This is a genomic window from Methanoregula sp., from assembly GCF_028679125.1.
In the GTDB taxonomy this organism is placed as follows: Archaea; Halobacteriota; Methanomicrobia; order Methanomicrobiales; family Methanospirillaceae; genus Methanoregula.
Genome location: NZ_JAJRCG010000008.1, coordinates 1 through 19,265 on the forward strand (window position 1 = coordinate 1; position 19,265 = coordinate 19,265).

At 50.9% G+C, this 19,265-nt stretch carries 16 protein-coding genes and 1 pseudogene; 6 read left to right on the plus strand and 11 right to left on the minus strand.

Annotated elements, in window-relative coordinates:
* The 9 genes and pseudogenes from LUQ43_RS07075 to LUQ43_RS07115 form a co-directional block, all read right to left on the minus strand.
* Window positions 1-120, minus strand: a pseudogene (locus tag LUQ43_RS07075) (ATP synthase A1 subunit C); the annotation flags it as partial.
* 12 nt (window positions 121-132) lie between these two features.
* On the minus strand, window positions 133-711 hold the full coding sequence (locus LUQ43_RS07080; protein WP_299965623.1) for a V-type ATP synthase subunit E family protein: 579 nt from the start codon (window positions 709-711) through the stop codon (window positions 133-135).
* Window positions 712-721: 10 nt separating this feature from the next.
* Window positions 722-985 carry an ATPase gene (locus LUQ43_RS07085; protein WP_299965626.1) on the minus strand — a complete coding sequence of 88 codons (264 nt, stop codon included), beginning with the start codon at window positions 983-985 and terminating at the stop codon, window positions 722-724.
* 3 nt (window positions 986-988) lie between these two features.
* On the minus strand, window positions 989-3,016 hold the full coding sequence (locus LUQ43_RS07090; protein ID WP_299965629.1) for a V-type ATP synthase subunit I: 2,028 nt from the start codon (window positions 3,014-3,016) through the stop codon (window positions 989-991).
* Window positions 3,003-3,332 carry an ATPase gene (locus LUQ43_RS07095; protein ID WP_299965632.1) on the minus strand — a complete coding sequence of 110 codons (330 nt, stop codon included), beginning with the start codon at window positions 3,330-3,332 and terminating at the stop codon, window positions 3,003-3,005. Before LUQ43_RS07095 ends, LUQ43_RS07090 begins: the two co-directional genes overlap by 14 nt.
* A gap of 178 nt (window positions 3,333-3,510) precedes the next feature.
* Entirely contained in the window at window positions 3,511-3,984 is a 474-nt protein-coding gene (locus LUQ43_RS07100; RefSeq protein WP_299965634.1) for an alpha/beta hydrolase, read from the minus strand.
* 4 nt (window positions 3,985-3,988) lie between these two features.
* Window positions 3,989-4,147 carry a hypothetical protein gene (locus LUQ43_RS07105; RefSeq protein ID WP_299965636.1) on the minus strand — a complete coding sequence of 53 codons (159 nt, stop codon included), beginning with the start codon at window positions 4,145-4,147 and terminating at the stop codon, window positions 3,989-3,991.
* Between the two features lie 85 nt (window positions 4,148-4,232).
* Entirely contained in the window at window positions 4,233-6,170 is a 1,938-nt protein-coding gene (locus tag LUQ43_RS07110) for a type II secretion system F family protein (protein ID WP_299965638.1), read from the minus strand.
* A complete protein-coding gene (locus LUQ43_RS07115) occupies window positions 6,170-7,726 on the minus strand; it encodes a type II/IV secretion system ATPase subunit (protein ID WP_299965889.1) in 1,557 nt (518 codons plus the stop codon). Before LUQ43_RS07115 ends, LUQ43_RS07110 begins: the two co-directional genes overlap by 1 nt.
* A 445-nt stretch (window positions 7,727-8,171) precedes the next feature.
* Here LUQ43_RS07115 and LUQ43_RS07120 point away from each other — a divergent pair, with 445 nt between their 5' ends.
* The 3 genes from LUQ43_RS07120 (at window position 8,172) to LUQ43_RS07130 (ending at window position 10,406) form a co-directional block, all read left to right on the plus strand.
* On the plus strand, window positions 8,172-8,387 hold the full coding sequence (locus LUQ43_RS07120; protein WP_299965640.1) for a hypothetical protein: 216 nt from the start codon (window positions 8,172-8,174) through the stop codon (window positions 8,385-8,387).
* A gap of 520 nt (window positions 8,388-8,907) precedes the next feature.
* Window positions 8,908-9,711, plus strand: coding sequence for an ATPase domain-containing protein (locus LUQ43_RS07125; protein WP_299965642.1), 804 nt, complete (start codon window positions 8,908-8,910; stop codon window positions 9,709-9,711).
* Complete coding sequence (locus tag LUQ43_RS07130; protein ID WP_299965644.1) at window positions 9,708-10,406, plus strand: KaiC domain-containing protein; 699 nt, start codon at window positions 9,708-9,710, stop codon at window positions 10,404-10,406. The genes LUQ43_RS07125 and LUQ43_RS07130 overlap by 4 nt, the downstream gene beginning before the upstream one ends.
* 234 nt (window positions 10,407-10,640) lie before the next feature.
* Here LUQ43_RS07130 and LUQ43_RS07135 read toward each other — a convergent pair whose 3' ends face one another.
* Entirely contained in the window at window positions 10,641-11,393 is a 753-nt protein-coding gene (locus LUQ43_RS07135) for a response regulator (RefSeq protein WP_299965646.1), read from the minus strand.
* Between the two features lie 1,110 nt (window positions 11,394-12,503).
* Window positions 12,504-15,038, minus strand: a complete 2,535-nt coding sequence (locus LUQ43_RS07140; protein ID WP_299965649.1) for a PAS domain S-box protein — start codon at window positions 15,036-15,038, stop codon at window positions 12,504-12,506.
* Between the two features lie 194 nt (window positions 15,039-15,232).
* Here LUQ43_RS07140 and LUQ43_RS07145 point away from each other — a divergent pair, with 194 nt between their 5' ends.
* The 3 genes from LUQ43_RS07145 (at window position 15,233) to LUQ43_RS07155 (ending at window position 19,218) form a co-directional block, all read left to right on the plus strand.
* Window positions 15,233-16,750 carry a methyl-accepting chemotaxis protein gene (locus LUQ43_RS07145; RefSeq protein ID WP_299965652.1) on the plus strand — a complete coding sequence of 506 codons (1,518 nt, stop codon included), beginning with the start codon at window positions 15,233-15,235 and terminating at the stop codon, window positions 16,748-16,750.
* 14 nt (window positions 16,751-16,764) lie between these two features.
* Window positions 16,765-17,307 carry a chemotaxis protein CheW gene (locus tag LUQ43_RS07150; protein ID WP_299965654.1) on the plus strand — a complete coding sequence of 181 codons (543 nt, stop codon included), beginning with the start codon at window positions 16,765-16,767 and terminating at the stop codon, window positions 17,305-17,307.
* 72 nt (window positions 17,308-17,379) lie between these two features.
* Window positions 17,380-19,218 carry a PAS domain S-box protein gene (locus LUQ43_RS07155; RefSeq protein ID WP_299965657.1) on the plus strand — a complete coding sequence of 613 codons (1,839 nt, stop codon included), beginning with the start codon at window positions 17,380-17,382 and terminating at the stop codon, window positions 19,216-19,218.
* Window positions 19,219-19,265 lie beyond the last annotated feature (47 nt).

Below are 19,265 nucleotides of genomic sequence, written 5' to 3' on the forward strand. Positions count from 1 at the left end.
GATCTCGGCAACGCTCATGTTGAGCATCCGCATGTACTCCTCCTTGGGGAGGAGTTTTGCCTTCCGCACCCGCATCCTGGTGCACACATAGATGTACGGTGCTGAAATATTCACACCCATACGTGTGCCCCCTTACCCGAACAGGATATCCGACGCATCCTTTAACCCGGATTCCCACACCTTCGCTAAGAACGTGCGGTAGCTGTAATCAATCTGCAACTCTGCCCCTTCACCTTCGACAAGAAGACCGCCGTCAATATTGACGGGGTTGCCCAGCCTGAACCCTGCAAACGCCGGGTTTTCTGCAATAACCGCCTTTGCGGCTGCAACATCCCGGGCATTGCAGTAGATCGTTCCTGCGGGGATCTCCTTCTTTGCCTCGGTGAGGAGTTTCTTGATCGCTTCGCGATGGAAGCTCTCAGGGAGGGCAGCGATATCCTTCCGTGTGGCTTCGTATACCTGGTCCAGCAGTGCTTTCTGCGTGTTCAGGAGCTCGCGCTTGACAAGGAGGTTGGCAGCGGAAACGTCCTGGCTCACGAGGTGAGCGGACTGTTTTGCTGACTCCTCTTCAGCGACAAGCTTGATCTCGCCGGCCTTCTTGTTGGAGGCGGCGAGGATCTGGTCGACGTCCAATTTGGACTCTGCACGGATCTTATCTGCTTCTTTTCTGCCGTTTTCCCTGATCTCTTCAACTACTGCTTCCAGTCCCATTGTTCTCTCCTTAGAAGAGCAGCAGGAGACCGACGACGAGACCGAAGATAACGATTGTTTCAGGGATAACGGTGAAGAGGAGACCGAGACCGAAGAAGTCCTTGTTCTCGGCGATGGCACCGACGGCTGCTGCGCCGATACCCATCTCGGCGACACCCGTGCCGACGCCGGTAAGACCGACGGCGAGCCCTGCGCCGATTGCCTTCATTCCCATCTGCGATGCCTGGATCGATGCGAGATCTGTTGTTGCTACTGCTATTGCTTCAACTGCCATAATTTATTCCTCCGTAAACTTGCGTTTCATTCCGAATGGAACGTACCTGATGCCTCCACCCTTGTAGAACTTGGTGAAGAATTCGACATAGTGCAAACGAATTGAGTGGAGCCCGCCACCCAGAAGTCCCAGTGCGATATTGAGGGTGTGACCGAACAGGAATATCACCAGTCCGACAACAATCATCACAATACCGACAAGGGAGAGATCTGCCATACCGGGGTTGATGAACATCCCGATGGCCATGTAGTTGACGACCATTGCGATGGCGACCGAAGAGAGGCCGACCGCAACGAGACGTGCATAAGAAAGAACGTGGGAGATGATCGTGGGCAACTCGATCACTTCAAGGACGGAATCCCATGCGATGCAGATAACGCCGCCAAGGATGAGCGCCCCCCCGATGAATGTGCCAAGGTTGAACCCTGCTGCAATGACCGGAAGACCGGTAAGGTCGAACATATACGGCATTACAACATTGGACCAGATAGCGATGAGAATACCCCACATGACGGCAAGCCAGCCGAAGTTGGCGACAACCGCCTTGATGCGGTGGATGCCATGGTCCTGCTTTGCATGGTTGTACATGCCAAGACCCCGCCCGAGCGAGATGTGCAGGATACCTATCCAGATGGCCATGATCATCAGTGCGGGAATTGCCGGTCCGTGACCGCCGGCTTCCGTTGATCCGATGAGCAGGTGCCTGCTGAACATAAGGGATTCGTAGTGCTCGATCGGGTTAACCGCCCCTGCGAAACCACAAATCCAGCCTACGAGCTGCGAGAACTTGAACCCGAGGAACTCGTTGAAGAGTAACCCGAAGATGATACTGGAGATACTGGCGTTCCGGAACACGGTCAGTAACTTCTGGCCGTCTTCACCCTTCATCATCTTTTTCAGGCCGAAGTACAGGGCAAGGAAGATCAGGCCGTACCCGACATCCCCTACAATGAGACCGAAGAAGATCGGGAACACGATGGCGAGCATCAGTGTCGGATCCACTTCGGTATACTTGGGCCGCGAATAGATGTCCATCAGCATCTGTGCGGGCTGGGCGAACTTCGGGTTGTTGTACTCCACGGGTACTGCGTCGTGTTCCAGGTCCGTGGGCAACGTGGTGACATATACCTTGCCACCGGTCACCTTCGTAAGTGCCGCGCTGATTTCATCCACCTTGTCCGAGGGAACCCATCCTTCGGCAATGAAGGTCTGTTTCGTTGTCGCAAACCGGAGCGGTGCCTCGGTCTGTTCCACTTCCGCCTTCAGGTACTCCTCGCAGGCTACCAGGAACCCGGCGTGCTGCTGTTTGACAGCGTCCAGTTTCGCGTTGGTGTCTGCGATCTCTTTAGACAGAGCCGCGATCTGCCCGGTATAATAATCAATACGTGCCTGCGGGGCACCGGACTCAACAGGGATCGGGACCGACTGGAACGCCGCTTCCTGCAACGCCCGCTCGACCTCACTCCGCTGCCCGGCCGGGACAACGGTGACAATGAACGTCTTCTCCTTTCCCTTCGAGATGTGCATCTCGTTCGGGACGGAGAGCGTTACTTCCCCGGTCACGTAGCCGGCGTATACGGTGAATCCCGTATATCCCCGGTACAGCTCAAGATCCACCGGGATACTGACGAACGGTGTGATCTCGGCTATCTTCTGTTCGAACTCCTTCTGCTTGGTGTCAAGTTTCGAGCGTTTCTGGGTGAGTTCCTCAACTTCCCGTTCAAGAACCGGAAGTTCCCGCTCGATCTTTGACCTGAGTTCGGTGCGCGGACATGCCTGTGCAGAATCCATGTCGTCCCCGTTGATGGAGACGGCATTCTCGATCGCCCGGATCTTCAGCAGATCAACGGACGCTTCGCTTGCTCCCGAAAGAGGCGAGCCGATCTTAAAGCCCTCATAACCCTCCGCCCCGCCTTCCACATATTCCTCGATGTGGAACAGGTTGTGGCGGTAGAGCTCCGCAACAACAGGACCCATCTGGTCCCGGGATGCGGCGATGAGGAGCCGGCTCATCTGCTTAGGCTTTAACATGCAGCTGCTCCTTAAACCGCAAAACCAGCAGCTGCACTGCCTTGGAAAGGTTCTGTTCGCCTTTCGTCTTCAGTGCTGCTGCGCGCTGATTGCCACTTTTTATGATTTCAGCGTGCTTAAGTGCCGCCTGGTGCCGTGCTTCTTCCAGTTTCAGCTTTTTGTATTGTTCTGCATTGCTCTGCGCCTTGGTTACCAGATTATCCGCTTCGAGCTCGGCCTGGGAATGCTTGAACTTCTTCTCTTCCTGGGCCTTGCTGATTGCAGACTGGTATTCTTCTTCAGCTTTTTTAATGTCTTTTAGGACCTCAGTCTTCATCCAACCCTCCTCTCACGGCAAGTACAATAATGGGTGAAAAATGCCATATATGTATTGCGTTTCTGCTGGAAGGGAAAAAACAGGATATTACAGGGTCTTTTTCAGCAGGCAATTGATATATATCGATATTTTTGATCCGCCCGTACCTGTCTGAACAGGCTGATAATCAGAGAAGGAATCAGGATAGAATGGTCTCCATCCGGTATTTCACGTAGCGGTGGGATGCCCCTGCCGGCAGGCCGTTTATCTCCACACCCTCCGGGTGCGCTTTGAGTACGGTTCCCGCCAGTTCGTCGCTGGAACAGACCAGGTGCTGTTCCGGGTGGGTGCCCCGGCGAATCGTGCAGCTTGTCGTGATCAGCGGGCCGACCGAGACCAGGTAGGAGAATCGCTTCGATCCGGGATGGTCTTTGGGGAGGACTATCAGGGGCATGTGATAGGTCCGGACAAACTCGGCGAGCATGATTGCAGGTTCGATGGCCCCGCCTTCCGGTGCCGAGACCGCGATAATGTCTGACGGCTCGATGGTCTGGCTGTATTCCCTGTCCGGCGTCTCGATGCGAAGGCCGAACAGGGCATTTGCCTTTACAGCCAGTAAAAAAGAGCGGGTGCCGGAGATGAGCAGGAACTCATCCCTGAGCGGCACGATCATGGTATCAGAGTGCCGTCACGTTATCGGACTGGCAGCTGGCACAGATCGGTTTCTTGCTGATGCTCTCGAACTTCTCGCCGCAGTCATTACAGCGGTACTTCTTCCCCTGCACCCGTTCATCAAAATTCAGGTCCCCGGTGGGGCCGCCACCAACAGTGCACATGTATCTGTCACCTCAGTATCGAAATCTTCATGCGAGGGCTTAATGGTATCTGCTACGGGGTGCGGGAGTTGCCTGAACAGCGTCTTTATGCAAATTGCACCAGGACAACGTTGAACGTGATGAGCGTAATAATCAGGAGTACACATGCGTGTTTAACCCCTGCTGCAACGGATGATTCTCCCATCTGCCCGGCAATAAGACCGGAGAAGAGCGCCTGCATAAGGCAGGCATGGTACAGAATCCGGTTGAATGATGCAAGAGGGATGGTACCGATTCCTGAGAGCATCCCGGATGATGATATCCCCGACGAGGTGATATTCGTGAGAAGCGGGAGGAACTGCGTTGTCAGCACAGCCACAACGAACAGGAAAACGAAGAATGACAGGTATACAATCGCAGTATAGATGAACATCTCCGAGATCCGCTCCCTCTTGAGGGCCTCGCTCATCTTTGCATCGCTGGAAGCAATCGAGAGCACCTCGCTGATCTGGCCGCTCATCTCGCTCGCTTTCGTGATCAGGGTCACCGTGCGGGCAATGGCCGGGGTACTGATCCGTTCCTCGAACCGCATGAGCGCCTCGGTGAAATTTGCACCCCAGTCCATGTCCCGCTTGATCCGCCGGATCTCGTAGCTGAGCAGCCCGAGGTTCGTATTCACCATGATGGCAATCGCCTGCGCAATGGTGAGCCCGACCTGGTTGATGCCAGACAACCGCTCAAGAAAATCCGGGATCATAGACTGGATGCCCTCGACTTTTCGGGACCAGATAATGTGGAAGATCGCATACGGGACCATGATGATCAGGAGGGCAATGATAATGTGGTCATCGACAACGCCAAGGTACACATCAACGTCTTTGTACAGGGGCACCCTCAGGAAAACGGATACGATGTACAGGGTCGCGATGGGAACAGTGATGTACAGGGTGTGATTCACGTTGGTGATGAAACTGTCCATGGGGTGACGGATATGGTTGACCAGCGACCGGATGCGGTCATACTTTTTCAGCTGCTGGACCTGCTGCTCCTCGTCCTTCTTCTCAACGATGAATACATCCGGGTAGGCATGCAGCCATTTCTCAGACGTAAAACGCTCGGTCCTCTCAGCCCTGATCGAGATGAGATCAATGAACACGATGAAGATCAGGGATCCTATGGGCAGGATCGCATAGGTGACCAGGGATAACTGGAGAACCGCCGATCCCCCGGTCATCCCCATCACGACCATGATGATGATAAGGAAGAGCGGGCCGGCAACAAAGAGGGTGACATAGGCCTCGGCGACAAGGGAGAGAACGGTCAGGAACTGCTTCTGTTCGAACCGCGCCTCTTCCTGGTACAGCCGGACCCGCAGCGAGAGGAACTCCGCCATGTCCCCGCCGCTCTCGATAACCGACAGGAGATCTTCCAGGAAGATCTTGAGTTTTTCCGAAGGCGTGGTCTCAGAAAGGTGGCGGATGGCAGTGACCACATCGTACCCGAAGAAATCGGCATCCCTCACGATCTGGCGGAACTCCAGGGCTACTTCACCGTAAATATCCACCCGGTCCGACAGGGCCCGGAAGATAGGCATCAACTGCGACCCGCCTTTCTGCATCGCGTACATATACGCAACCGCATTATGGAGTGTCAGGTTGATCTTGATGGAACGGTTGTTTTTCTCGATGCCCGGCAGTTTCATGAGGAGACTGTACCCGGCGTACAGACCAATACAGAAGGCGAGTACGAGGAGGAACACCATGATGTACCCGATGGGATAGATCACATCGAAGATCACCGGCATCTGGAGATCGAACACGTTTACTATCCCGATCTTCCCGTTCACCACGGGCAGGGGCAGGAAGACGCTGATAAAAAATGCGATGAGGGCAAAGAGGATGCCCGTCAGGGCAGCGAACTTGAAGGATCGCCAGATATACTGCTCCGGGGTCATGCCGAACCGTGCAGAGATCATATCGGCATGGAGCTGGCTGTACCTGACGGGATCGCGCTTTATCCACCGGTAAATTAAGTTTCTGACCATTACCTGATTACCCTGCGGAGGTCTTCGCTATGGGAGACGACATTCTTTGCATCGATGTGGTATGCGTGGAAGAGCGAGGCAACTGAGATATAATCCCTGATACCCTGTTTCTGCATCGCCATCAGGATCGATTTGCGTAGATCGATCTCCTGCTCGAGCTGTTCGCGTGACCAGCCCCGTTTCTCGGCGATATCCGCATATACCTGGGACCTGCCGGTATACCCTGACGTGTCGTGGACGGGATCGTAGATGAAGACGTTGTTGACCCGGAGGTTTCCGGTCGAGGGATCGATTCCGGCGATCTCCACGATCTCCTGCGCACGGCGGACCCTTTCGGTCCCGTGATAGATCAGTCCCTGCACACTGATGATGTTTAACGCCTGCATCATGTTCCGCGGAACGTTCAGCGGTTCGCTCTCAAGCCGGTGGATGGCAGCATCGACGCTGCCCCCGTGCATGGTGGAGAACGTGGTGTGGCCGGTGTTCATTGCCTGGAAGAGGGTCTGCGCCTCGGGACCCCGGACTTCCCCGACAAGGATGAACTCGGGCCGCTGACGCATGGCAGCCCGCAGCAGGTCGAACATGTTGATCGCATTCCCGCCTTCGGTCAGCGCTTCCCGGGTGACACTGGCGATCCAGTTGTCATGGTACAGCGTGATCTCACGGGTATCCTCAATGCTGACGACCTTGGCCACCGGGGGGATGAAGAGGGAGACCGCGTTGAGGGAGGTGGTCTTGCCCGATGCGGTTCCCCCGATAAAGATCAGGCTCTTGTTGTTCTCGATGGCCAGCCAGAAATAGACCAGCTCGTCTGCATTGAACGTGCCGATCTCCATGAGTTCGATGGGGGAGAATGGCTCTTCCCTGAACTTACGGATGGTGAACGATGTGCCGCGGGTCGTCACCTCTTTCCCGAAGGTTAACTGCAGCCGGGACCCGTCCGGGAGGGTTGCATCGATCATCGGGGAACCGGTAGAGATATGTTTGCCGGATCGCTGGGCGAGCGTTATCGCAAGCGAGTTGAGGATCTCGGCCTCGAATATGATATTTGTCTTGATATTCCGGAATCTCCGGTGGTACAGGAATAGCGGGATCCGGGTCCCGTCGCAGGAGATATCTTCCAGTTGGGGGTCCTTCATGAGAGGATCGAGACGAGACCACCCGATATAGTTGCGGATCAGGAAGTACTGGATCTTAAAGAGCGTGGACTTCTCCAGTGTCAGCCCGTAATCATCGAGGAGTGCACGCATCTTCTCCAGGATGATGTACTTCCGGTCCTTCTTGATCTCATCGGAGGAGAGGATCAGTACATCCCGCAGGTCTTCATGCAGGCGTTCAAGCAGTTCATATTCAAAATCCGAGAGCGATGGTTCGAAGAGGAGATACTCGCTCTGGTTCGACTTTTTATTGTGCCCGATGATGACGAGCGAACAGCCCTGTTCCACCCAGTATTGTTCAACGAGATCGTAGGTATCGGGGAGACGGGCTTCAACAAGCGTGCCATCGCGCTCAAAATCGTATTCCTCGATCACACCCTTTCCGCTTCCTTTCAGCATGCTGATGAGATGGCGGAACGTTGATTCGGGTTTTTTCTGTACCGGCTGGGCGGGCTTTATCGGGAGAGTGATGTCCTGGTCCGGAACAGGTGATCCAACCGGTAGTGCGGAAGGGCCACATGCATCCGGTACCGGTGGTTTTTTTCCGGCAGATCGGTCTGCGGATTTGAAGAGATCCTTAATCCCCATGGTACGTGAACTCCACTCCGATAGTTACTGGTGTTCCCGGAGTATAATTCGGGAGACCAATCTATATAAGTATGTGTTATTCCGGTTCATTTCCGCCCGTTTTTTCGGAGGAGGATCTGCAACAACCGGGCCCGGTACTTCACTAAATGTGAACACGAACTAAGGGAAAGCGTAAGATCTCAACATACAGTGGGCGCCGGATAGGGTCACTATATGGCAAAAAAGCCAGCCGAATACTAAAACATCTTCCAGAACCATGGTGATCCGGAACCTGCTGACCATCGTCTCGCTCCTGTACAAGGATATCCGGGTGTCTCTCCAATGGCTTTTCCTGGCCCGTGTTCTCCGTAGTCCCAGAACGATTGACGAAGCGTTGTTCCGGTTTGATCTCATCCGGCTCTTCATCCGGGAAGGGATTTTAAAAAAACCCAAATCCGTTACTTTTGGTACGGTTCTTCGTTGTTTCAGATGATTGGGATGTGATACGGGTTGCTGACTATCCACTATTCGCATGGGAAATGTCAGAGACGTACGGGGTCCTCCAATTTGTCTGGATTGAGGTATTCTCCAGAGCAATTTTTTTCAAGCAGACTCTGCTGAAAAATTTTCAATCGCGATCATGAGGTGTTAGTTGGGGAGGCGATTGTAGGTTAATTAACCTACTGTAGGTTGTACAACCTACAATTTTTTGCGATGCCCGACGTGAGGTAATTTGCCGATCAACCAGACCCTGCCTGAAAAATTTTGAGCAGGGGGTGAGGGGGTGGTTGAAATTTTTTTTCCGGAGATCGATTGCGATGCGAATAATGGTGTAAATATTCATTCCGGTTTTTGGCTTGGTCGTGTACACTGCAAAGATTTACGAAGAAATTATAAGAGAAGTACTGGGGCCGGACAGATATATTTATCAGCGAATCCATGAGAGTTTTGTAACGACAGATTCTCACCGATCGTCACTGAGGCCGGATATGCAGGATTTTTTGAAGCAGAGAATGCCCACCGGGATCCCGTCCCTTGATCCCATCCTGGAAGGGGGAGTCCCTCCGGGCTCGCTGATCCTTCTCTTCGGGGATCTCGGTGCAGGGAGTTACGAATTCACGTACAGTTCGATCGTCAACTCGCTCAATCTCATGAAGGGGACGGTGGCGGTCGGAACGATTGTTCCAAAGGAGATCCGGTATATCACCTTCACCCGCATGAAAGAGGACGTCCAGCACGAGATCACCAGTTCATTCCGTGCTGACGGTCTTGAGGAACTCGTTAAGACCATCCGTTTCGATGACCTGTCCGACCTCTATTTCGACAACAGCGTTGTTCCCGATGAGTGGTACAGCCACAGCAATGTGATCACCCGTCTCCAGAAACGATCCAGCCAGGACAGTATCCTTCTTAAGCTGGCAAATATCATCGATGGCATCAGCCCCGGCAGCCTCCTCATCCTGGATTCCGTTACGGATGTTGCAAACCAGTCAGCGCTGCCGAACTTCTGGCACAACCTGACCGGATTTTTGCGGGGGTTGCAGCGGATCTCCAAACAGCGGGGGATCACCACATATATCCTGCTCAGTCGGGGGATCCTGGACTCCTCACAGGAGCGGGAGCTGGAGGATATTGTGGATGCCGTACTGCTCTTCAAATGGGAGGAGACGTCGGGTGCACGGAGGCAGCGGGTGATGTACTTCGAGAAGTTCCGCGGGGTCATGCCCCATCTTGAGGAGCGGGACCTGGTGAAATTTGCCGTCAGGATCTCTGCGTCCGGCGGGTTTGAAGTCAGTAATATCCGGGTGGTCATATGAGCAATGGGCGGATCAAGGTGGGCATTCCCGGGCTCGATGACATGCTTGGCGGGGGACTGATCCCGGGAAGCATCTGTTCGATCATCGGGACATACGGTACCGGCAAGACCACATTCTCCCTGGAGTTTATCTGGGACGGGCTGAAGAAGAAGGAGAATGTCATCTACATCAGCCTCGAAGAGCGGGAGGATCGTATCCTGAAGTACATGACGCTGAAAGGCTGGGATGTCGAGCCCTACCTGAACAAATCGCTCTATGTCATCAAGCTCGATCCCACGGATTTCAACCTTGCCAACAACCGGATCAAGAACGAGCTGCCCAAGCTCATCGATGAAGTGAAAGCAACCCGCGTTGTCATCGATCCTATCTCCCTGTTCGAGGATCTCTTCACCACGGATTTTGACCGTCGCCAGGAGATGTTCCGGTTCATCGAGGGGCTCCGCGACAAGAACTGCACCATCATGATGACCTCGGAAACCCAACCGGACAATGTCTTTGCGAGCCGCCATGGGCTCATCGAGTACCTGTCGGACACGGTGATTCTCCTCCGGTACGTGCGCCCGTCAGACCTGACCGATGTCCACCTCGCCCTTGAAGTGGTGAAGATGCGGATGTCCGCACATTCCCGGGAGATCAAGCCGTACGAGCTCCAGCAGGATCAGGTGCTGGTCTACTCGGAAGCGAATGTGTTCTGATTTTTTCCCGGGAAGGAACTCCTGAAATCTTTTTATTGCTCTCCGGGGTTTAAGCTCCCTCCGCGTGGGAATCCCCGACCCTTTTTTCGGGGTATTGGAGACGTAGATTTCACTCATTTGAGGGGCATTTCTGGCTCAAAAAAACGTCTAATTGTTGCCTTTTGGTTGATCCGGGAGGCGGTTTTCGGTGCTGGAGACTGGCCGGGGAAATGGCGGGGGGTCAGATCCGGAGGATTACCGGTTCATGACCGGCCATGCGGTGACAACAATTCCGTCAACACCATGGATCCCAATAAGGTTCATGGCAATGGAATCCACGTCAAGATAGCCCCCATCCGCTTTGCGTACACGGAACCCGAACGGTATCCCGGGTTTTCCTCCGTTCCGGATATGGTCAAATGCAGTGATGAAAGAGTTCCTGTCGTCCGGGTGAATGAAATCGCTGATGTGTTTCCCGATGAAAAAATGTTGAGGATACCCGAGGAGAAATGATGCTGAAGGGGGGTCATAGACGATCTGCCCCTCATAATCAACAATGCTAACAAAATCTGACGCTGTCTGGATCTGCCGGAGAAGACGGATCGCATTTTCTTTCAGCGCTCTCTTTACAACGGATTGTTCCACAGATTTGAGAATGATGTGAGATAATTCAGCGAACATGGCTTTTGGATCACCACTTTTCTGGAGATAAAATTCTGCGCCGTTTTCATATGCTATGATTGCCATCTCGTCGCGATCTTTTCCGGAAAACATGATGACCGGAAGTGTCGGGAATTTGTTATGGACGATCTTCAAGAATTCAATCCCGTCCATCACGGGCATCTGGTAATCGGATATGATGGCATCATACACCCGGGTATTGAGGATCTCCAGCGCCTTATCGGCCGATTCTGCGGTATCAATATGGAAGTGCCCCTTTGCTTCAAGAAACTGCTTGCTGATCTCCAGCAGAACCCGGTCATCATCAACGTAAAGGACTGATATCATCAGGACACCCGCACCACACGTTCAACGATCTTTCGGCTGCACCATTATCGCCGGTTATCTTCGGTTTTTTCAAACAGGGCCTGATCTATGATCCCATTTTTGCCAGAAAAAAATACGCCCGGAACAATCATACTGATTAAACAATTAAAATTCCTATAATATAATGTTTCTCTAAAACCTCTCTAGAATTGCAAAATGAATTAACATTTCCCCTGCATTCGTATATTAATGCCGTCTATACGGGGTAAACCAAAGGAACAAATTTCTTATAAATGTCCCCACGACCTGCTACTGAAAATTAACACTGCAATTGAGACGGGAAAATTTGCTTCAAGGAATGATATCATTACTGCGGCGTTACGCAACTATTTCGAGAGTCGCTCTATTGATGTTAAATCCCAGATCACCGAGTGGATGGATTCCGATGAAGGCAAAGAATACATGATCCGTATGATCAAGAGAGTCTTGGACACGAGTGAATAAAAAAACCACAAAAAGCCGATTGTATCGGGATTCAATCAATAATAATTCCTGATCTTCCAGACTTGCTCCGGTTGATCCATTATCTCTTCAGTCTTTACTCTCCCGATACAATTCACTATCTCATGGGGAGTCCCCGGGCCGGACCGGTCAGCGGGTTACAGGGAAACACGGTGACACGGGGAGGATTCGTCTCCCCCTCATGGCCATGTCAAAGTGAGCCCTCGCACTCTTTTTTACGGGGTTTTGAAACCTCAAAACCCCTTGAAAATTAATTGCTCGTAAAACACTCCGTTTGACAATCGGGGCCCATTTTAAAATATCGATTTTCTGATAGTCGCGTTTTTTGGCGAATTATAGCATGGGGATTTTAAAATACGGATATATTGCTGTTATTTCACTCATTTGAGGATCATTCTGGTCTCTGAAAAACGTCTAATTGTTGCCTTTTGGTTGATCCGGGAGGCGGTTTTCGGTGCTGGAGACTGGCCGTGGAAATGGTAGGAAGTCAGATCTGGTTCGGGGATTGGGGTAGCCTGCGCGGTAAGATAAACCCCGTTGAGCATAAATCATCATATCAGAAGGATTGGATCTCCCGTTACCGTGAGGTATCCCAGGTTCTCCTGGAATCTATTTCGCGGGGATCTCCCGACAGAGTCCCACGATCCCTCTCATCGTTCCCGCATGATCTTTGAAGATTGATATTGACCATTCAATCCGGATACGTTTTCCGGAGCGGGTGGCCTGAACCAGCGGACCTTTCCACATACCCCGTGATAAGAGTTGATCCATGATACCGGGGTTATGATCTTTTGTTGTATTGAACTGGAGGATGTCGTGAATGTCTTTTCCCATAACTTCACGGGATTTCCATCCGAACAACCCTTCCCCGGCACGATTCAGGTACGTGATCCGGAATTCCATATCGGTGGCTATGATGGCATCGTTCACCTGGTTTAAGAGGAGGGCCTGGTAATCTGCGGATTCTTTTGCCGCAACAAACTCCGTTATGTCCCTTCCCACTGCCTGGTACTCGATAATTTTTTCTGTTGCGGAGAAGAATCCGCGTATATTCCACCGCGTCCAGCGGATCTCACCCTCTTTTGGGATCATCCGGATTTCAAGGGTAATGACCGGGTTTGACTTGTTGATGCCGGAAAAATACTGGTGAAACAATGGTTGATCTTCCTTAACAACCCTCATCAGGAACTCGGTACCGATGATTTCATTTTTTGGCTTGTTGAAAAACGATGCAAATGCTTCATTGACAAAGACATAGGTGCCATCCGGCCGGAACCGGGAGATCATCTCGGTCTGGTCTTCTACAATGGCAGAACAGATTGCTTCGTGTTCTTTCAACTCCCGTTCCGTGCGTTTGATTGTAGTAATATCACGCATTGATTCGATGGCACCAATCACCGTGCCCGTGGCGTCGTATAAGGGAGAGGCGGTTCCCCACAGGTAAAGGCCATCCGGGTTGAGATAGGTCGAATAGGTTTCAGCAATGAATTTATTGCCATCTCGTTTGCAGTAGTAATATTTCGGGGGGATATCCTGATCGGGTTTCAGGGCAAAATCAATCAGGATCGGTTTGCGGGAACCGTGGATCGCCAGGGAGTATTCGAAATCCCCCAGACCCATGATATCCGGTGACATGATTCCTGTCATTTCTTCCATTGCCCGGTTCCAGGCAATTACACGACTTTCGGTATCGATCACAAAGGTGGCGTCGGGCAGGAAATTGATGATATCTGCGAGTTTCTCTTCCGATTTCCGTACTTGTTCAACATACTGTTTCTGCTCGGTTTTATCACGGAAATACCATATCCGGCCATAATAGGTTTTGTCCGGGCCAACCATCGGCGCCGAGTACCGGTCAAAGCACCGGCCGTCCCGGAGGAGGATCTCGTCCCGGACAATCCGTTTGTGATCAGTAAAGATATCTTCAACCTTTTTACCAAACTGGACCGGATCGACAATCTGATTGTTGACATAATCAAGAACGCTTACATCATCCTTCTTTTCAATAAGTTCTTTTGGGACATCCCATATCTCGACAAACCGCTGGTTGTAGGAGATGATTGTCCGGGTTTCATCAACGATAAGGATACCATCGATCGTTGTTTCGTTCTGCGTGGAAAACAGGATATTCTGGAATTTCAGGTCCGCTTCCGCCTGTTTCAGGTAAGTAACATCGTTACCGATGGAAAGTATGCACTTCGGGATGCCCTTTGTATCGCGGATGTATTTGCAGGCCCAGGAAATCCAGACGAGTTCCCCGTTCTTTTTTATATTCTCATTCTCAAACCGGGTGAAACCGGCAGGGTTCAGTTTCAGCTCCTCCAGGAGCTCGCTTACCTGTTTCCCGGTTGAATGTTCTGAAGGGACGATGGTATCGTAAATACTCTTCCCGAGAACTTCGTTTTCCGTCCAGCCAAAAAAAGCCTGTGCAAATTCATTGAAAAATTCAATGTTGCCTTTAATATCCATCTTGAGAATGATGGTGTTGGCATTCTGGACCAGTTCGCGGTATTTTATTTCACTTGTTTTCAGTTCGGTTCGTATTTTTTTGTAGTTCGATATCTCTTTTTTGAGCTGCTCATTGGCTGAAACCAGTTCTATCGATCGTTCATCGACAAGCTGTTCAAGATGCTGGCGGTGAAGATGCAGTTCGGTGACATCTTCACCGATCACCGTGACACCATGGTCCCCGGACTCAAAAAGGGTTGGAATGAACTTCAGCTGTAAATAATAATCTTTTTCTTTTACCGTCCGTTTGATATTCAGGGTGCTGCCTGTTGAGGAAATTGCTTTCTGGATATGTTCGAGGATGACCGTATCGATATAGTGCCCGAGGGGTGAATAGTCAATCCTGTAGCCGATCAGGTCTGATTTTTTTAGGAGAAAATAATCGAGCAGGACATTGTTGGCATCAATGATCCTAAGGCTGTCATCCACCACGACAAGGAGATCTGAAGAAAAATTCAGAATTGTCGATATCGGCACCCTCTGGCAGGGGTAATAAACCTTGGAGGGGCCATGGGCACGCATCTCTGCGTCGCCCGCTGCAACCATCATATTCAGGTATTTCGAGGTGGAAATCCGGTTCAGGTTCAGCATCCGGGCGATTTCTGCAGTAGTCAGCCCTTTCTGGCACGTTTTCAATATTTCTCGGATCCGGTCAATTTCAACACCGGTGTTATCCATCAGTAATCAATTCTGTTTAAGATATGTAAACTTTATGCGATTATCAAATGGTTTGACAGATGTGATATGTGAATGTACAAATATTTAAATATCCATTTAGTCATATTGTCATTCTATCAGCATAATTGTACAATAATGAGGTGTGTTATATCATGGAAGAGGATTTTTCAAAAATTCAGAGGCGGGCCGAAGCATTATTCGGCCACAGTCCTTACCCGACCATTCTCTGGAACACCAGTCTGAAAATCGAGGATGCAAATGCTGCATTGCTTACCCTGACCGGTTTTGATCGCGACCGTGCTTTGTCGATGACGGTCAAGGATTTCAATGTGGTATCCTCGTCTGGAGAGGGATTTGAAGAGGCAAAAAAATTCAAGCATAATGTCACCGGTGAGACAACGTTCAATTTCCCCACCGGGAAAAAAACCGTCGTCCGGCATGTCGTCCCCCTGCTGGACCAGAAAGGGGCAGTCGAGAATTTCCTCACCATCTACCAGGATATCACCGAGGAACGGCATAAAATTGAAATGATCGAGAAAAATGAGGCCAAGTCTAAAAAGGTCTATGCATATATGCAAAGCGAAGTAGACCGGCTCGCGATCGAATATGGAAAAGCTGCAAAGGGTGACCTGACTGTTCATTATGACCTCTCTCCCCCGGATGAGGATACCCAGGCAGTATATACCATAACAAAAAAACTACAGGATGCGGTACGAGGTATCATCCAGAGTCTACGGATCAGTATTGGGGATGTCGATACCCGGATGCAGGACCTGACATCGACCGCCCAGAATACCTCCCGGAGCATCGAAGAAGCCTCAAAGGGCGTGCAGCAGATTGCGGTTAACTCGGGAAAAGTCAGCGACAACTCGCAGAAAGTTGCTCAGGGATTCGAGCAGATCACAAAAGCGATGCAGGACATGAGTGCCGCAGTCGAGGAAATTACCTCCAGCATGGAATCAGTTTCCAACCTCTCAAAGGAAACAGACGATCTCGCCCTGAAAGGTGCCGGACTCGCTGGCGATGCACAGAAAAGCATGGGAGAAATTGCCGGTACCTCTGCGCATGTCCACGAGATTGTGCTGGACGTAGAAAAACAGATGGGGGAGATCACAAAAATCGTGGGAATCATCCGGGACCTGGCAAACCAGACCAATCTCCTCGCATTGAATGCGGCCATCGAAGCCGCCCGTGCGGGTGAAGCCGGCCGGGGATTTGCGGTCGTGGCAACGGAAGTGAAATCGCTTGCCCAGGAATCGCGCAACTCTGCGGAACGCATCGAAGAGATGATTGCAACCTTAAAAAAGAGCACCCAGAATGCGTCCACTGCTATGGGAGAAAGCAGAAGCGTGGTGGACAAAGGACAAAAGATGGTCACCGAGACGGTTGAGTCATTCAAAAAGATTGCCGAAGCCATTGACAAGGTGGCAAAGAGTGCATCAGAAGTTGCTGCGGCAACCGAGGAACAGGCTGCAACGACCGAGGAAGTCACGGCAAGTATCCACGAGATCGGGGAACTCGTTGACAGGACTGCAAAAGAAGCCACCGACTCTGCTGCTGCCACTGAAGAATCATCAGCAGCGCTCGATGAGATTACCCGTATGATCCAGAACGTCGAGACGATCGCGAACGAGGTAACAGCCGCGAACAAAAAATTCAAGATCGCGTAGCCCGGGTGTCTGTTATGGCGATAAAAACAGAAAAAGAACCGGCAGCGGAAGCCCGGGATGTAACCCCGGTAAGACAGAAAAACCGGACGGGCTCGATCCAAGTAGTAATATTTGCCCTTGGTGAAGAACAGTTTGCTATCGATCTTTTCGATGTAAAAGAGGTTGTTGAATATACCACGATCACCAAGCTCCCCAATGTGCCTGCCTATATCCGGGGTATCATCGATCTCCGGGGCGAGATCACGACCATTGTTGATCTCAAACACCGGCTGAACATTACCGCGGGCAATACCGTGGCAATGGATACTTCACGGATCATCGTGCTTGACGATAATATCACCCGCTCAAAGATCGGGATTCTTGTGGACGATGTTACTTCGGTATCCACATTTGAGGAGGGGCAGGTCGATTATACCTCCGCTTCCGTGAGCAAGGAGGATACCGCGATCATCGGGATCATCAAGAAGAGAGTGAAGATCCAGGACCGGGAAACAAATGAGTTGATCATCTGGATCGATGTCAAACAATTGCTCAACGATATTGACGCTGCATTGTAATGCAATCAATCGACCTCAATTTTTTTAAAAAAGACCTGTACTAAAGACATGGCCTGATTTATGTGATACCGCATGACAAAAATCTCTGTATTGTATGTAGATGACGAACCTGCGATGCTGGAACTGACCCGCATCTATCTTGAACGTTCCGGATTATTATCACTCACAACCATCGATTCTGTGAAAAATGCCCTGGACATATTAAAAACGCATTCGTTCGATGCGATTGTTTCTGACTATCAGATGCCGGACAGAGATGGCATCGAATTCCTGAAAATCGTACGGGAACGGTATGATGGCATACCGTTTATCCTGTTTACCGGAAAAGGACGGGAGGAGGTAGTAGTGGAGGCTCTGAACTCCGGTGCAGATTCCTATCTCCAGAAAGGCGGAAATCCTGGTGCGCAGTTTGCTGAACTGGAGCACAAGATCAAGACTAATGTGAAACACCGTAGGAATCACCTGGCATTGTGCGAATCGGAGAAAAAATACCGCCAGCTGGTGGAGAATGCACAGGAAAGCATATTCATTATCCAGGACGAAAAAGTCATTTTTTATAACCCGAAATTTTCCGAGTTTATCACTGCCAGCGGGTTTACCTCTGAAGAAGTAGTATCGCAGTCATTTTTCAACCTTATTCACCCGGAAGATCAGCCCATCCTGCGCGAAAGGTACCAGAAAAGGATAGATCAGGATGTGAGATTTCCACGGTACCCGTTCAGAGTGATAAACCGCAAGGGATCGATCCGCTGGTGGGAAGCCGATGCGATCAGGATTATCTGGAACAACCATCCTGCTACCCTGAATTTTTCCCGGGATGTCACAGAAGAATACCATCTGCGGGAACGAGTGAAAGAAAGTGAATGCCGGTACAGGGAGCTTGTGGAATCGCTGCCGAAAACCGTGATCGAACTTGATGAACGGTTTAACGTCGTCTTCATGAACCGTGCAGGGCGGGAAAAATTTGGGTATACCTGTGTAACAGATACTACGCTGATATCAGCGCTGGATCTGGTACACCCGGATGAGCGGGCCCGTATTAACGATGCCTACCTGCAGACCCTCAAAGGAAATTTTCCTCTTGCTCATGAAGTGACCGCCCGGAAAAGTAATGGGAGCACGTTCCCGATGGTTGTCTATATCACACCGATTCGCAGAAATGACTCGATTGGTGGATTCCGACTGGTCTGTGTCGATGTATCTGAATTCAAAAAGTTACAGGAAAAACTGGAGCAGACCAATACCAAGCTGAACCTGATGTGTAAAATTACCTGGCATGATCTCACCAATAAATTGACCGCACTCCGGGGGTATCTTGAACTGCTGAAGAGGCTGACGACTGATGAGAAGGCTTCTGAATATTTACAAAAAAGCAGTACTATTGCAGGAATTCTCCAGGACCAGATAAGTTTTACCAGAACGTACCAGGATATCGGGGTACATGATCCTGAATGGCAGAGGGTAAACACGGTTATTACACAGTCCTGTGCAAAACTGTCCCTTGAGAACATCCGACTCACCGTGGATGTACAAAATATCGAGATCTATGCCGATCTTCTTCTGGAGAAAGTGTTTTACAATCTTTTTGACAATTCCCTGCAACACGGGGGACACGTGACGGAAATAACAATCTCCTGCAGAAATGCCGGAGAGGATCTCATCCTCTCCTGCGAGGATAATGGAATTGGTATCTCCCCGTACGATAAAGAACACCTGTTTACATGTGGCTATGGAAAGCATAACGGGCTGGGCTTGTTCCTGATCCGGGAGATTCTTGGTTTCACTGGCATATCGATTTCAGAGAGGGGTGAACAAGGCAGAGGAGCCCGGTTCGAGATCGTTGTCCCGAAAGGAAAGCACCGGCTTGCATCTGATAACCTGCAATCAGTTGGCGGGAAAGTAACGTCGTAGATTTTTTTAACATCCTTTTTTTCAGGTGTGGCCCGTAATCACCATTG